Origin of the sequence: Paraburkholderia sp. A3BS-1L (genome assembly GCF_051125215.1) — a bacterium.
Lineage (GTDB): Bacteria > Pseudomonadota > Gammaproteobacteria > Burkholderiales > Burkholderiaceae > Paraburkholderia.
Genome location: NZ_CP120443.1, coordinates 2,088,197 through 2,101,659, shown reverse-complemented (window position 1 = coordinate 2,101,659; position 13,463 = coordinate 2,088,197). Strand labels below are relative to the sequence as shown.

Below are 13,463 nucleotides of genomic sequence, written 5' to 3'. Positions count from 1 at the left end.
AATGCCTGAAGAACTTCGCGTGGAAACCAAGCTACAAACTGAGCTGGAAGGAAAGACCTTGCTGCTGGTCGATGGTTCTAGCTATCTCTATCGTGCCTTCCATGCGATGCCTGATTTGCGCGGCCCCGACGGCGAACCGACGGGCGCGCTATACGGCATCATCAACATGCTGCGTCGCATGCGCAAGGACGTTACGGCAGAGTATAGCGCGTGCGTGTTCGATGCAAAGGGCAAGACGTTTCGTGACGACTGGTATCCCGAGTACAAGGCCAACCGGCCGTCGATGCCCGAGCCGCTCGCGGCGCAAGTCGAGCCCATTCACGAAGCCGTGCGCGCGCTGGGCTGGCCGCTCCTGATGATCGAAGGCGTGGAGGCCGACGACGTGATCGGCACGCTCGCACGCGAGGCGGAACAACACGGCATGAAGGTGATTGTGTCCACCGGCGACAAGGACCTCGCGCAGCTCGTGACCGATCACGTCACGCTCATCAATACGATGACCAACGAGATGCTCGATCGCGAAGGCGTGATCGCGAAGTTTGGTGTGCCGCCGGAGCGCATCGTCGACTATCTCTCGCTGATCGGCGACACCGTGGACAATGTGCCGGGCGTGAACAAGTGCGGCCCGAAGACGGCAGTAAAGTGGCTCACGCAATATGGTTCGCTCGATGGCATCGTCGAGCATGCCGATGAAGTCAAAGGCGCTGTTGGCGGCTATCTGCGCGATGCACTCGGCTTCCTGCCGATGGCAAAAAAGCTCGTCACCGTCGAAACGTCGTGCGATCTTTCTCCGCACCTGGAGTCGATCGCAGGCTCGCTCGCCACGCGAGGCGAGGCGCGCGAGGAACTGCGCGATATCTTCGCGCGTCACGGCTTCAAGACCTGGCTGCGTGAAATCAACGAAGCCGATCAGACCGTGCCGGCTGCAACGACCGGCGACGCACCCGCGCAAGACGCGAACGTGCAGCCCGCGTTGCTCATCGACGCGCCGCGCCACTACGAAACCATCCAGACGTGGGAGCAGTTCGATGCATGGCGCGCGAAGATCGAGGCCGCGCCACTCACCGCGTTCGACACCGAGACCACCGCGCTCGATCCGATGGTTGCAAAGCTCGTCGGCATGTCGTTCTCGACCGAAGCGGGCAGCGGCGCGTACTTGCCGCTCACGCATCGCGGGCCCGACGCGCCTGAACAGTTGCCGCTCGACGAAGTGCTTGCGCGCCTGAAGCCGTGGCTCGAAAGCGTGCAGCACAAGAAGGTCGGTCAGCACATGAAGTACGACGAGCAGGTGCTCGCGAATTACGGCATCGAGCTGAACGGCGTCGAACACGACACGCTGCTCGAATCGTACGTGCTCGAATCGCATCGCACGCATGACATGGACAGCCTCGCGCTGCGCCATCTCGGCATCAAGACGATCAAGTACGAGGAGGTCGCGGGCAAGGGCGCGCAGCAGATCGGCTTCGACGAAGTGCCGCTCGAAACGGCCGCCGAATACGCGGCCGAAGACGCCGACGTCACGCTGCAACTGCACCTCGCGCTGTATCCGCAGATTGCGCCCGAGAAGGGTCTCGACTACGTGTATCGCGAGATCGAGATGCCCACCTCGCGCGTGCTGCGCAAGATGGAGCGCAATGGCGTGCTGATCGACACGGAGCGTCTGGAAAAGCAGAGCGCCGAGATTGCGGTGCGGCTCGTCGAACTCGAACAGCAGGCCTATGCGCTCGCGGGCGGCGAATTCAATCTCGGCTCGCCCAAGCAGATCGGCCAGATCTTCTTCGAGAAGCTGCAACTGCCGGTCGTGAAGAAGACGCCGAGCGGCGCGCCGTCCACCGACGAAGAAGTGCTGCAAAAGCTCGCGGAAGACTACCCGCTGCCCAAGCTGCTGCTCGAACATCGTGGCCTTGCCAAGCTCAAGTCCACGTACACTGACAAGCTGCCGCGCATGGTCAACGCGCAAACGGGCCGCGTGCACACGAACTATGCGCAGGCCGTGGCCGTGACGGGCCGGCTCGCGTCGAACGATCCAAATCTGCAGAACATTCCGGTGCGCACGGGCGAAGGCCGGCGCATTCGCGAGGCGTTCATCGCGCCGCCGGGCTGCAAAATCGTGTCCGCCGATTATTCGCAAATCGAATTGCGCATCATGGCGCATATCTCGGGCGACGAATCGCTGCTCGCGGCGTTCAAGCGCGGCGACGACATTCACCGCGCCACGGCGGCCGAAGTGTTCGGCATCACGCCGCTCGAGGTGAGCAACGATCAGCGGCGCATCGCGAAGGTCATCAATTTCGGGCTGATTTATGGCATGAGCGCGTTTGGGCTCGCGTCGAATCTCGGCATCACGCGCGACGCGGCCACGCTCTATATCGACCGCTATTTCGCGCGCTATCCGGGCGTCAAGCGCTACATGGACGAGACGCGCATGGACGCGAAATCGCGCGGCTATGTGGAGACCGTGTTCGGCCGCCGTCTGTGGCTGCCCGAGATCAACGGCGGCAACGGTCCGCGCCGCCAGGCCGCCGAGCGCGCCGCCATCAATGCGCCGATGCAGGGCACGGCCGCCGATCTCATCAAGCTCTCGATGATCGCCGTGCAGAAGTGGCTCGATCAACGCAAGATTGGCACGAAGATGATCATGCAGGTTCACGACGAACTGGTGCTCGAAGTGCCTGACGAAGAGCTCGCCGAAGTGCGCAAGTGTTTGCCGGAACTGATGTGCTCGGTAGCGAAGCTGAAGGTGCCGCTCGTGGCCGAAGTGGGTGTGGGCGCGAACTGGGAAGAAGCGCATTGAAGTACTGACTGAAGACGCGCGAGTACGCCGCTTGCGCGTCGCGTCGAACGATCGTGCGCGTCGCAGCCAGCCTGTAACCGCAGCCGAGCCGTTACGCAAGCGGTCGGTACAGATGTCGTTAATGCGCACCGTGCGTCTTGCCGTGCTGCGCCGCATCAGCCGACAATGAGCCGACGACCGACGCCGCGCCGCAGCGAATGCGCGCCGATATCAAGTATCGGATAAGCGTCGGAGGATCTATTGCCTGACGACATGCACGGAGAGTCTATGCACCGCTTTATCGTTGTGGGAGGGGGCGCCGGGGGCCTCGAGCTGGCAACCCGGCTAGGCGACCGATACGGCGAAACGCGTGCGAAGCGCGGCAAGCCAAGAGCCTCGGTCACCCTGGTCGATCGCAATCCGACGCATATCTGGAAGCCGCTCCTGCACGAAGTGGCGGCGGGCAGCATGGATCCTTTCACGCAGGAGCTCGAGTATGCAGCTCAAGCGCGCTGGCATGGCTTCGAGTTCCAGCAGGGCGAACTGGTCGGGCTCGACCGCGCGGCGAGGCGCATTACGCTCGGCGCGGTGCAGGATGAAGACGGCGGTGAAATGCTGCCCGAGCGCGTGCTCGAATACGACACGCTCGTGCTCGCGATCGGTAGCACGACGCACTTTTTCGGCGTGCAGGGCGCGGCGGAAAACTCCATCGCGCTCGATACCGTCGCGCAGGCCGAGCGTTTTCGCAAGCGCCTCATCGCGGCGTGCATGCGCGCCGAACATCAGGAGCCGGAGCCCGTCACGCGCGACCATGAAGGCAACGAAGTGCCGCGCGTGCAGGTTGCGATCGTCGGCGCGGGGGCGACGGGCGTCGAGCTTTCCGCCGAATTGCGCAACACCGCTCAGGTGCTTTCGGCTTATGGCTTGCACAAGCTCGATCCGAGTCACGACGTGGGCATCGTGCTGATCGAATCGGGGCCGCGCATTCTGCCCGCTCTGGCCGAGCGCGTTTCGTCGGCTACTGCCGAACTGCTGCGCAAGCTCGGCGTGCGGATCATGACCGGCGAGCGCGTGACCGAGGTGGCGCCCGGGGTGATACGGACCGCGAGCGGCAAATCCGTGCGCGCCGACCTCACCGTCTGGGCGGCGGGCATCAAGGCGCCGGCGGTGCTTGCGCAGCTCGACGGCCTGCCCGTCAACAAGCTTGGCCAGCTGATCGTGCGGCGCACGCTGCAAACGGAAGTCGACGACAACGTCTTCGCGCTCGGCGATTGTGCCGCATGCGAGTGGCCCGGCAACGAGCGGGGCGTGCCGCCGCGCGCGCAGGCCGCACACCAGCAGGCATCGTTCCTGTTCAAGTCGATGGGCGAGCGGCTTGCGGGGAAGCCGCTGCCCGAGTTCACCTATCGCGACTTCGGCTCGCTCGTCTCGCTCGGCCACTTCAGCGCGGTCGGCAATCTGATGGGCGGATTGATCGGCGGGAGCATGCTGATCGAAGGGCTGTTCGCCCGGTTCATGTACATGTCGTTGTACCGGCTGCATATCGCGGCGCTGCATGGCTATGCACGCATGGTGCTCGACACCTTCGCGCACTGGCTGCGGCGCACGACGCTGCCGCGCGTGAAGCTGCACTGAAGCGTTTCACCGGGGCGTCGTGCGGGCTCGTGAGAGTGCAGCCTCTTGCGTCGTTCTTTTCGCAAGGAGCGTTGCATGCTTAAACCTGAAATCGACAGCCTCGTCCCACACGTGCCGTTCGATCGGCGCACCTTCATCAAGGCAGCACTGGGCAGCGGCTTTGCCGCTGCGGTGCTGCCGGTCTCCGCGCAAACCATCCATACCGGCAGCGAAGGCCTCGAAGCCGGCGAAATCGCGTTCCAGTCGAACGGGACGCTGATTCCGGCGTATCGCGCTCAGCCGAAAGGCAGGACGCATCTGCCGGTGATCATCGTGATTCACGAGATTTTCGGCGTGCACGAGCATATCGCCGATGTGTGCCGGCGTTTCGCCAAGCTCGGCTATCTGGCCATTGCCCCGGATCTGTTCGAGCGCGAGGGCGATGCGTCCGTGTATCCGACCGTTCAGCAGATCGACCAGGACATTGTGAGCAAGATTGCCGATGCGCAGGTGCTCGGCGATATCGATGCGGCGCTCGTCTGGGCTGGCCAGCACGGCGGCGATCTCGAGCGCGCGGGGATCAACGGGTTCTGCTGGGGCGGCCGGTACGCGTGGCTCTATGCGGAGCACAATCCGCGCGTGAAGGCGGCGGTGGCGTGGTATGGGCGCGTGGCGGGCGCGCATACCGAAAACACGCCGCAAAATCCGCTCGATCTCGCGGGCACGCTGCAGGTGCCGGTGCTCGGGCTGTACGGTCGCGAGGACAACAGCATTCCGCAGGACACGCTCGAGCAGATGAAGGCGGCGATCGCGCAGGGGCCGCAGGGCGGGCGCGGCTCGCAGTTCGTCGTGTACGACGATGCGGGCCACGCGTTCTTCGCCGATTATCGGCCGAGCTATCGCAAGGCCGATGCGGAGGACGGCTGGAAGCGCGCGCTTGCCTGGTTCAAGGATCACGGCGTCGGCTGAGGCCGGCGCCGCGGTGGGACAGGCTCAGGGGTTCGCGCCCGTGGCCACGGGTCGCGACGGATCCGAGCACCACTCGCTCCACGACCCCGCATAAAGCGCAGCGCCATGCATGCCGGCGATCTCCATCGCCAGCGCGTTATGGCAGGCGGTCACGCCCGAGCCGCATTGCAGCACCACGTGCTCGGGTGTCTTGCCCGGCAGCAGCGCGCCGAATTCGTCGCGCAGCGTATGCGCGGACTTGAAGCGGCCGTCGTCGGCGAGGTTGTCCTTGAAGAAGCGGTTGAGCGCGCCGGGGATATGGCCGCTCACCGGATCGATCGTCTCGTTCTCGCCGCGGTAGCGGTCGGCGGCGCGTGCGTCGACGACGGTGAGTTCGTGGGTGGACAGATTGCGCTCGAGGGCTTGCGCATCCACGGTCACCTGGAGGGGCGCGCCGGCTTTGAACGTGCCTTGCGCGGCGGCGGGGACGTCCTTCGAGAGCGGAAAGCCGGCAGTCTCCCAGGCTTGCAGGCCGCCATCGAGCACGGCTACCGAGTCGTGGCCGAGCCAGCGCAGCAGCCACCACAGACGCGCGGCATACATGCCGCCCTGAGCGTCATAGGCGACCACCTGTTGTCCCGCGTTGAGCCCCCAGCTCATGAGCGTGGCGACCAGCGAGGCGCGGTCGGGCAGCGGGTGGCGGCCATTCTTGCCGGTTTTCGGGCCCGAGAGGTCGCGCTCGAGGTGGAGGTAGCGCGCGCCCGGCAGATGGCCGGCGGCGTAGGCGGTTTCGCCCGCGGCGGGATTCGCGAGGTCGAAGCGGCAGTCGAAGACAAGCACGCTGCCTGGCGCTGCGGTGAGGCGCTCGTGCAGGTTGCCGGCCGAGATCAGTGTGGTGTAGTGCGTGTGGGGCATGACGGCTCCTTGAATCGTGCGTGGCCGGTGTCGCGCGAGTGCACCTGCACAGCGCGCGCAAAGTGCTGGCCCGGTGCCGTCAGTCTAAACAAAAAGACGGGCCTAAGCCCGTCTTTCCGTGAAGCGTCGAATCTGCGTAGAGGGATCTGCGTGGATCTGCAAAGGCCGCACTCAGATCGTGCCGAGCTCGCGCCGCAGGAACTCGTGGAAGTGCTGCATGCCGTCTTCCATCGGGCTCTGGTACGGACCGACTTCCGAGACGCCGCGCTCGAACAGCGCGCGGCGGCCGGCATCCATGCGCTCGGCGATCTCGTCGTCTTCGATGGCCGTTTCCATATAGGCGGCGCGTTCGGCCTCGACGAACTCGCGCTCGAACAGCACGATTTCCTCGGGGTAATAGAACTCGACGATGTTCGTGGTCTTCTGCGTGCCCTGCGGAATGAGCCAGGAGCAGACGAGCACGTGCGGATACCACTCGATCATGAGACCCGGGTAGTACACCATCCAGATCGCGCCGAACTCGGGCGGCACGCCATTACGGAAGCGCAGGACCTCGTCGTGCCACTTGCGATAGATCGGGCTGCCCGGCTTGCCGAGATGGTTGTGCACGCCCACCGTCTGGACGCTGTACCACTCGCCGAACTCCCACTGCAGGTCGTCGCACGACACGAAGTTGCCGAGGCCCGGGTGGAACGGCACGACGTGGTAGTCCTCCAGATAGACCTCGATGAAGGTCTTCCAGTTGTAGTTGCACTCGTGGACCTCGACGTGATCGAACATGTAGTCCGTGAAGTCGAGATGTTTTGCCGGCCCAAGGCGTGCAAGGTCGCGCGCGACGTCGCGCCCGGCCGACTCGAACAGCAGGCCGTTCCACTTTTGCAGCGGTGTGCTGCTCAGGTTCAGGCAGGGTTTGTCCGCGAAATGCGGTGCGCCGAGCAGTTCGCCCTTGAGGTCGTAGGTCCAGCGATGCAGCGGACATACAATGTTGTCTGCCGTGCCGCGACCGTTTAGCATGATGGCCTGACGGTGGCGGCAGACGTTCGAGAGCAGCTCGATCTCGTTGCTCTGGTTGCGAACGAGCACGCGACCCTCTTTCTCGCTGGGCAGCGCAAAATAATTCCCCGCCTCGGGCACCATCAATTCGTGGCCGACGTAGCGAGGACCTTTCTGGAAAAGCGTTTCGATCTCGCGCTTGAGAAGCGCTTCGTCAAAGTAAGCCGTGACTGGCAACTGACTGTGAACGGACTTCAGCTGCAATGCATTGCTCAGATTGGACATTCCCACTCCCGATGAAGACGTGAAAGCAGTGAACAACCCAACCATCGAAGATTCGATTTAGGGAGCCGGGCATTATATCCTGGTTGCCCCTGGCGGGCTAGCTAAGTTGCTGATTTTTGCAGGAATTGCGTCAACAGGGCGGTTGTTATGCGGTATAAACCGCGACAATGGCGCGTGGGATTCGGCCTTCCGGCACCGATTCAGGCAAGCCCCAGCCATGTGGCCGGGAAGGGACACGAACCCGCGAGCGGGGCGGCGAGAGGGCTTTTGCCGTAGAATGTCCGCCTTGTTTCATTTTGGCGACCATCCATGGCGAAATCCGCATCGAAAGACTGCGCCGCAACGGACAAGGACGCGGCCAAAAGCACGGAGCCAGGCGCGGACGGAACGGCCCAGGCCGATCTGCCGCAGAGCTACGAGGCGGGCCTCGCGGAACTCGACGAACTGGTGGCGCGCATGGAAGGCGGCAGCTTGAGCCTCGAGGAATCGCTGGCCGACTACCGCCGCGGCGCCGTGCTGGTCAGGTTCTGCCAGCAGCAGCTCGAAAAAGTTGAACAACAGGTGCGCGTGCTCGACGGCGAAACGCTGCGGCCCGTGCCCCTCAATACGACAGGCAGTTCCGCCGCTGGCGGAGACGACGATCTATGACATTTGACCAATGGACCCGGCAGGTGCTCGACCGGGTCGAAAGCGCGCTCGATCACTATTTGCCGGCTGCCGATGTGCAGCCCGCGCCGCTGCACGACGCCATGCGCTATGCCGTGCTCGGCGGCGGCAAGCGCGTGCGCCCGCTGCTGTGCCATGCCGCGGGTGAACTGACGAACGCGGCGCCCGAGGCGCTCGACGCGGCGGCCTGTGCGCTGGAGATGATCCACGTGTATTCGCTCGTGCACGACGACATGCCCTGCATGGACGACGACGACATGCGCCGCGGCAAGCCCACCGTACACGTCAAGTATGACGAACCGACGGCGCTGCTGGTCGGCGACGCACTGCAGTCGCAAGCTTTCGTAACGCTGACGTCGGACGTGTTCGACGCACAGCGCCAGGCATCGCTCGTGCGCGAACTCGCGCTGGCGAGTGGTTCGATCGGCATGGCCGGCGGCCAGGCGATCGATCTGGCGAGCGTGGGCCATGCGCTCACGCGTGCCGAACTCGAAACGATGCACCGGCTGAAAACGGGCGCGCTGCTGCGTGCCGCGGTGCGCATGGGCGCGCTGGCGGGCGAAACGCCCTCGGCGGATACGCTCGCTGCGCTCGACAAGTATGCGGCCGCCGTGGGCCTTGCGTTCCAGGTCGTGGACGACATTCTCGACGTCACGGCCGACTCGGCCACGCTGGGCAAGACCGCCGGCAAGGACGCGAAGGACGGCAAGCCGACCTACGTGTCGATCATCGGCCTCGATGCCTCGCGGGCGCTCGCGCAGCAACTGCGCGCCGATGCCCACGCGGCGCTTGAACCGTTCGGCGCGCGCGCGCAGCGCCTCGCCGAACTTGCTGATCTGGTTGTGAACCGGGTGAGCTGATTGCGCCAACCCGCCCGCGCGCATGAACGGGAAGTCATGCGCGGACAGAAGTGCGGGAGCGCTCGATTTCCTACAATGGAACGACGATGTACGACTTGCTGAAAACCATTGACGACCCGGCGGATTTGCGCCGCCTCGATCGCCGCCAGTTGCAGCCGCTCGCCGACGAACTGCGTGCCTTCGTCCTCGACAGCGTCTCGCAGACGGGCGGCCACTTGTCGTCCAACCTCGGTACGGTCGAATTGACGATCGCGCTGCACTACGTGTTCGACACGCCGCGCGACCGCATCGTCTGGGACGTGGGCCATCAGACTTATCCGCACAAGATCCTGACGGGTCGCCGAGACCAGATGCAGACGCTGCGTCAGCTCGGCGGCATCTCGGGCTTTCCGAAGCGCGACGAGTCGCCGTATGACACGTTCGGCACCGCCCACTCGAGCACCTCGATCTCGGCGGCGCTCGGCATGGCCATCGCGAGCAAGCTCAAGGGCGAGAACGCCATGGGCATCGCCGTGATCGGCGACGGTGCGATGACGGCCGGCATGGCCTTCGAGGCGATGAATAACGCGGGCGTCGAAGACGACGTGCCGCTGCTCGTCATCCTCAATGACAACGACATGTCGATTTCGCCGCCGGTGGGCGCGCTCAATCGCCATCTCGCGCGCCTGATGTCGGGCCGCTTCTATGCCGCCGCGCGCGCCGGCGTGGAGCGCGTGCTGCGTCATGCGCCGCCCGTGCTCGATCTCGCGCGCAAGCTCGAAGAGCACGCGAAGGGCATGATCGTGCCGGCCACGTTGTTCGAGGAATTCGGCTTCAACTACATCGGGCCGATCGACGGCCATGATCTCGACTCGCTGATTCCCACGCTGCAGAACATCAAGGAACTGCGCGGCCCGCAATTCCTGCATGTCGTCACGAAGAAAGGCCAGGGCTACAAGCTCGCCGAAGCCGATCCTGTCCTCTACCACGGCCCCGGCAAGTTCAATCCCGCCGAGGGCATCAAGCCATCGACGACGCCCGCGAAGAAGACCTACACGCAGGTGTTCGGCGAATGGCTGTGCGACGCGGCGGAACTCGACGCGCGCGTGGTGGGCATCACCCCGGCCATGCGTGAAGGCTCGGGCATGGTCGAGTTCGAGAAGCGCTTCCCGGACCGCTACTACGACGTGGGCATTGCCGAGCAGCACGCGGTGACGTTCGCGGGCGGCCTCGCCGCCGAGGGCCTGAAGCCTGTGGTCGCGATCTACTCGACCTTCCTGCAGCGCGCCTACGACCAGCTGATCCACGACGTGGCGCTGCAGAACCTGCCGGTCGTGTTCGCGATCGACCGCGCGGGCCTCGTCGGCGCGGACGGCGCGACGCACGCGGGTGCGTACGACCTCGCGTTCATGCGCTGCATCCCGAACATGATGGTGATGGCCGCATCGGACGAAAACGAATGCCGCCAGATGCTCTACACGGCGCTCCAGCAGGACTGCCCGACGGCGGTGCGCTATCCGCGCGGCGCGGGCACGGGCGTCGCGACCGTCAAGCAGATGGTCGCGCTGCCGGTGGGCAAGGGCGAGATTCGCCGCGAGAGCGCAGCGTCTGCAGGCAAGCGCATCGCGATCCTCGCATTCGGCACGATGGTTGCGCCGGCATTGGCCGCTGCCGAGGAACTGGACGCCACCGTGGCGAACATGCGCTTCGTGAAGCCGCTCGACGCGGAGCTGGTGCGCCAGCTTGCCGAGACGCACGATTACCTCGTGACGGTCGAGGAAGGCTGCATCATGGGTGGCGCGGGCTCGGCCTGCGTGGAAGCCCTGCTTGAAAGTGGGGTTATCAAGCCCGTACTACAATTGGGCCTCCCCGACCGCTTCATCGACCACGGCGACCCGGCCAAGCTGCTGGCCAGCTGCGGCCTCGACGCGGCAGGGATCGCGAAGTCGATTCGCGGGCGTTTCCTCGACAAGGCCGCGAGCGTATCCGGCAAGTCGGTGATGCGCGTCGCCTGACCCGGTTTCGCGCCTCGCGGCGCGGCTGGCCTCGTAAGCACCAGGCCGGCCAGCAAGCCGCGGCAATCCACTTCAAAATTGAACCGGCGGCTGGGTGTACACCCGGCATCGCCAGCAAGCGCCGGCTCTTGCCGGCGCTTGCCATTTGCGTGCCGCAAGTTTGCCGGCGCGGCCTGAGGACAAGAACATGAATCAGATGAACCCGGCTTTCGTGATGCCGGACGTCCAGAGCTCCGTCGATACCCGTCAGATTCCGATCCAGCGCGTGGGCGTGAAGGGCGTGCGCCATCCGTTGACGGTCAAGACCGGCGCGGGCGACGTCCAGCCGAGCGTCGGCACGTGGAATCTCGATGTTCATCTGCCGGCGGACCAGAAGGGCACGCACATGTCGCGTTTCGTGGCGCTGCTCGAAGAAAACAAGGCGCCGCTCGAAGCGGCGACGTTCCGCGCGATGCTGGCCGCGATGCTCGAAAAGCTCGAATCGCAGGCCGGCCGCATCGAGGTCTCGTTCCCGTATTTCGTGAAGAAGGTTGCGCCGGTGTCGGGCGTGGAAAGTCTGCTGGACTACGAAGTGACGCTCGCCGGCGAGGTGCGCAACGGCGAGACGCGTCTCTTCCTGAAGGTGCTCGTGCCGGTGACGAGCCTGTGCCCGTGCTCGAAGAAGATCTCGCAGTACGGTGCGCACAATCAGCGCTCGCATGTGACGATCGATGCCGAGCTCGCTGGCGACCTGCCGGTGGAAGATCTCATTCGCATTGCCGAAGAAGAGGCGTCGTGCGAACTCTGGGGCCTGCTCAAACGTCCGGACGAGAAGTTCGTGACGGAGCGTGCATACGAGAATCCGAAGTTCGTCGAGGATCTGGTGCGCGACGTGGCGGTGCGCCTGAACGCGGACGCGCGCGTGATGGCCTATACGCTCGAAGCCGAGAATTTCGAGTCGATTCACAATCACAGCGCGTATGCCGTGATCGAGCACGACAAGCGTTGATGTGGTGATTGAGCAAGGCAGATTGGGGCCGCTCAAGAAGCGGCCCTTATCATTTTCGTTTCTGAATACGCGGTGCTGGAAAAACGGCTTGGGGTATACCCGTTTTGCCTGGTAATCCTGATGTTATTTCCTTCCACTCTCCATCGGACAAGCCGCGATATCGCCGTTATTTGAGGTGTGGCAATACTGCAGTCTACCTTCGCCGTTATAAGTAAAACGTATCACAACGTCATAACGAGTCGGCGCGTTCCCTGCGGACGACGAGCGATCCATCCGTAAAAAGATGACGAAGGAGACATAATGCGCTTTTGCAGAAAGGGCATCTGCAGCACGGCATTGATGCTGGCTGCGGGTGGTGCGAATGCTCAATCGAGCATTACGCTGTATGGCATCGCAGATACGTTTGTTCAGTTCCTCAATAACGGCGGCAAGCAATCCTGGTCGCAGCGCAGTGGCGGAAGCGCGCCGTCGCGCTTTGGCCTGAAAGGCACCGAGGATCTCGGCGGCGGCCTGAAGGCCGCATTCACGCTAGAAAACGGTTTCAACGTCAACAATGGCACCGGCTTTGGCGATGCGAGCGCCATGTTCTATCGCCAGGCATGGGTGGGACTTTCGCACGAGAAATACGGTACGTTCACGCTAGGCCGCCAGTATCAGCCGACTTTCTGGGTGCTCTACCCGGGCGATCCCTTCTTCGCGAATGAAGTGCTTTCGCCGCTAGCCGCGGCGGGCAATGTCGTCGATCGCAATACGATCGGCATGCAGACCAGCGGCGGGCGGTCGAACAATTCGCTCGTGTACAGGTCACCGAAGCTCAAGGGGCTGCAACTGATGGCCATGTACGCGTTTCAGTCCAGTGTGACGCAGCCGGTGCCGCAAACGAACGGCAATATTCTCGATATTGCCGCAACCTGGTCGGGCTACGGTCTTTATGCAGGACTCGCGTACCAGTACCAGCATCCGGGCACGAAGACCCTGGCCAGCTTGCCGTCCGTTCTCAATACGGTTGGAACCGAGCACTTCAATAGCGCGCTCGCTTATCAGATCGGGATCGTCAATCTTCAGTTCATCTACGGATATCACCGTCCGAAGCACGACGATTCGAGTCCGCTCGCATCGAGGCTCTCGGCCGTGCACGCCTATAGCTTGATGCAGGCAGGCGCCACGATTCAGGCAACGGTCGCGGACACGATCGAGATCGTGGCTCTGCAACGCGCCGTGCGTGGCGTGCATGACAACATGTGGGCGGTGCAACTGGGCGTCGACCACAGCCTTTCGAAGCGGACCGCCGTTTATGCGCGCGCGGGCTATATGAAGAACAACGGTTCGTCCACGATGAGCTGGTCTGGCGTTCCCGTGACGGCCCCGGGCACGGGGCAAACGCTCGGGGCCGTTGGCATCACGCAGCGTTTCTGATGCGCAAGCGT

The 13,463-nt window shown here is 64.0% G+C and carries 10 protein-coding genes; 8 read left to right on the top strand and 2 right to left on the bottom strand.

Annotation, left to right across the window (positions count from 1 at the left end; translation table 11 throughout):
* Nucleotide 1 precedes the first annotated feature (1 nt).
* The 3 genes from polA to P5W99_RS24770 all read left to right on the top strand — a co-directional run bounded on the left by polA (nt 2) and on the right by P5W99_RS24770 (nt 5,356).
* On the top strand, nt 2–2,794 hold the full coding sequence (gene polA / locus P5W99_RS24780; protein ID WP_421025963.1) for a DNA polymerase I: 2,793 nt from the start codon (nt 2–4) through the stop codon (nt 2,792–2,794).
* A gap of 267 nt (nt 2,795–3,061) precedes the next feature.
* Nucleotides 3,062–4,408 carry an NAD(P)/FAD-dependent oxidoreductase gene (locus tag P5W99_RS24775; RefSeq protein WP_421025962.1) on the top strand — a complete coding sequence of 449 codons (1,347 nt, stop codon included), beginning with the start codon at nt 3,062–3,064 and terminating at the stop codon, nt 4,406–4,408.
* 75 nt (nt 4,409–4,483) lie between these two features.
* Complete coding sequence (locus P5W99_RS24770) at nt 4,484–5,356, top strand: dienelactone hydrolase family protein (RefSeq protein WP_421025961.1); 873 nt, start codon at nt 4,484–4,486, stop codon at nt 5,354–5,356.
* A 24-nt stretch (nt 5,357–5,380) separates the two neighbouring features.
* Here P5W99_RS24770 and P5W99_RS24765 read toward each other — a convergent pair whose 3' ends face one another.
* Together P5W99_RS24765 and P5W99_RS24760 are read right to left on the bottom strand one after the other, a co-directional pair.
* A complete protein-coding gene (locus P5W99_RS24765; RefSeq protein WP_421025960.1) occupies nt 5,381–6,250 on the bottom strand; it encodes a sulfurtransferase in 870 nt (289 codons plus the stop codon).
* A gap of 171 nt (nt 6,251–6,421) precedes the next feature.
* On the bottom strand, nt 6,422–7,528 hold the full coding sequence (locus P5W99_RS24760; protein WP_421025959.1) for an aromatic ring-hydroxylating oxygenase subunit alpha: 1,107 nt from the start codon (nt 7,526–7,528) through the stop codon (nt 6,422–6,424).
* Nucleotides 7,529–7,837: 309 nt separating this feature from the next.
* Here P5W99_RS24760 and P5W99_RS24755 point away from each other — a divergent pair, with 309 nt between their 5' ends.
* The 5 genes from P5W99_RS24755 (at nt 7,838) to P5W99_RS24735 (ending at nt 13,452) form a co-directional block, all read left to right on the top strand.
* A complete protein-coding gene (locus tag P5W99_RS24755; RefSeq protein WP_421025958.1) occupies nt 7,838–8,176 on the top strand; it encodes an exodeoxyribonuclease VII small subunit in 339 nt (112 codons plus the stop codon).
* Entirely contained in the window at nt 8,173–9,054 is an 882-nt protein-coding gene (locus P5W99_RS24750; RefSeq protein WP_421025957.1) for a polyprenyl synthetase family protein, read from the top strand. Before P5W99_RS24755 ends, P5W99_RS24750 begins: the two co-directional genes overlap by 4 nt.
* Before the next feature lie 86 nt (nt 9,055–9,140).
* A complete protein-coding gene (gene dxs, locus P5W99_RS24745) occupies nt 9,141–11,048 on the top strand; it encodes a 1-deoxy-D-xylulose-5-phosphate synthase (RefSeq protein ID WP_421025956.1) in 1,908 nt (635 codons plus the stop codon).
* Between the two features lie 187 nt (nt 11,049–11,235).
* The gene (gene folE2, locus P5W99_RS24740) at nt 11,236–12,036 is read left to right on the top strand and encodes a GTP cyclohydrolase FolE2 (protein ID WP_421025955.1); all 801 of its coding nucleotides are present in this window, start codon (nt 11,236–11,238) and stop codon (nt 12,034–12,036) included.
* Between the two features lie 300 nt (nt 12,037–12,336).
* Complete coding sequence (locus P5W99_RS24735) at nt 12,337–13,452, top strand: porin (protein ID WP_421025954.1); 1,116 nt, start codon at nt 12,337–12,339, stop codon at nt 13,450–13,452.
* Nucleotides 13,453–13,463 lie beyond the last annotated feature (11 nt).

Excerpts from the sequence above, each read along its gene's own strand:
- polA (WP_421025963.1), top strand. The coding sequence starts at position 2 with ATGCCTGAAGAACTTCGCGTGGAAACCAAGCTACAAACTGAGCTGGAA.
- P5W99_RS24775 (WP_421025962.1), top strand. The coding sequence starts at position 3,062 with ATGCACCGCTTTATCGTTGTGGGAGGGGGCGCCGGGGGCCTCGAGCTG.
- P5W99_RS24770 (WP_421025961.1), top strand. The coding sequence starts at position 4,484 with ATGCTTAAACCTGAAATCGACAGCCTCGTCCCACACGTGCCGTTCGAT.
- P5W99_RS24765 (WP_421025960.1), bottom strand. The coding sequence starts at position 6,250 with ATGCCCCACACGCACTACACCACACTGATCTCGGCCGGCAACCTGCAC.
- P5W99_RS24760 (WP_421025959.1), bottom strand. The coding sequence starts at position 7,528 with ATGTCCAATCTGAGCAATGCATTGCAGCTGAAGTCCGTTCACAGTCAG.
- P5W99_RS24755 (WP_421025958.1), top strand. The coding sequence starts at position 7,838 with ATGGCGAAATCCGCATCGAAAGACTGCGCCGCAACGGACAAGGACGCG.
- P5W99_RS24750 (WP_421025957.1), top strand. The coding sequence starts at position 8,173 with ATGACATTTGACCAATGGACCCGGCAGGTGCTCGACCGGGTCGAAAGC.
- dxs (WP_421025956.1), top strand. The coding sequence starts at position 9,141 with ATGTACGACTTGCTGAAAACCATTGACGACCCGGCGGATTTGCGCCGC.
- folE2 (WP_421025955.1), top strand. The coding sequence starts at position 11,236 with ATGAATCAGATGAACCCGGCTTTCGTGATGCCGGACGTCCAGAGCTCC.
- P5W99_RS24735 (WP_421025954.1), top strand. The coding sequence starts at position 12,337 with ATGCGCTTTTGCAGAAAGGGCATCTGCAGCACGGCATTGATGCTGGCT.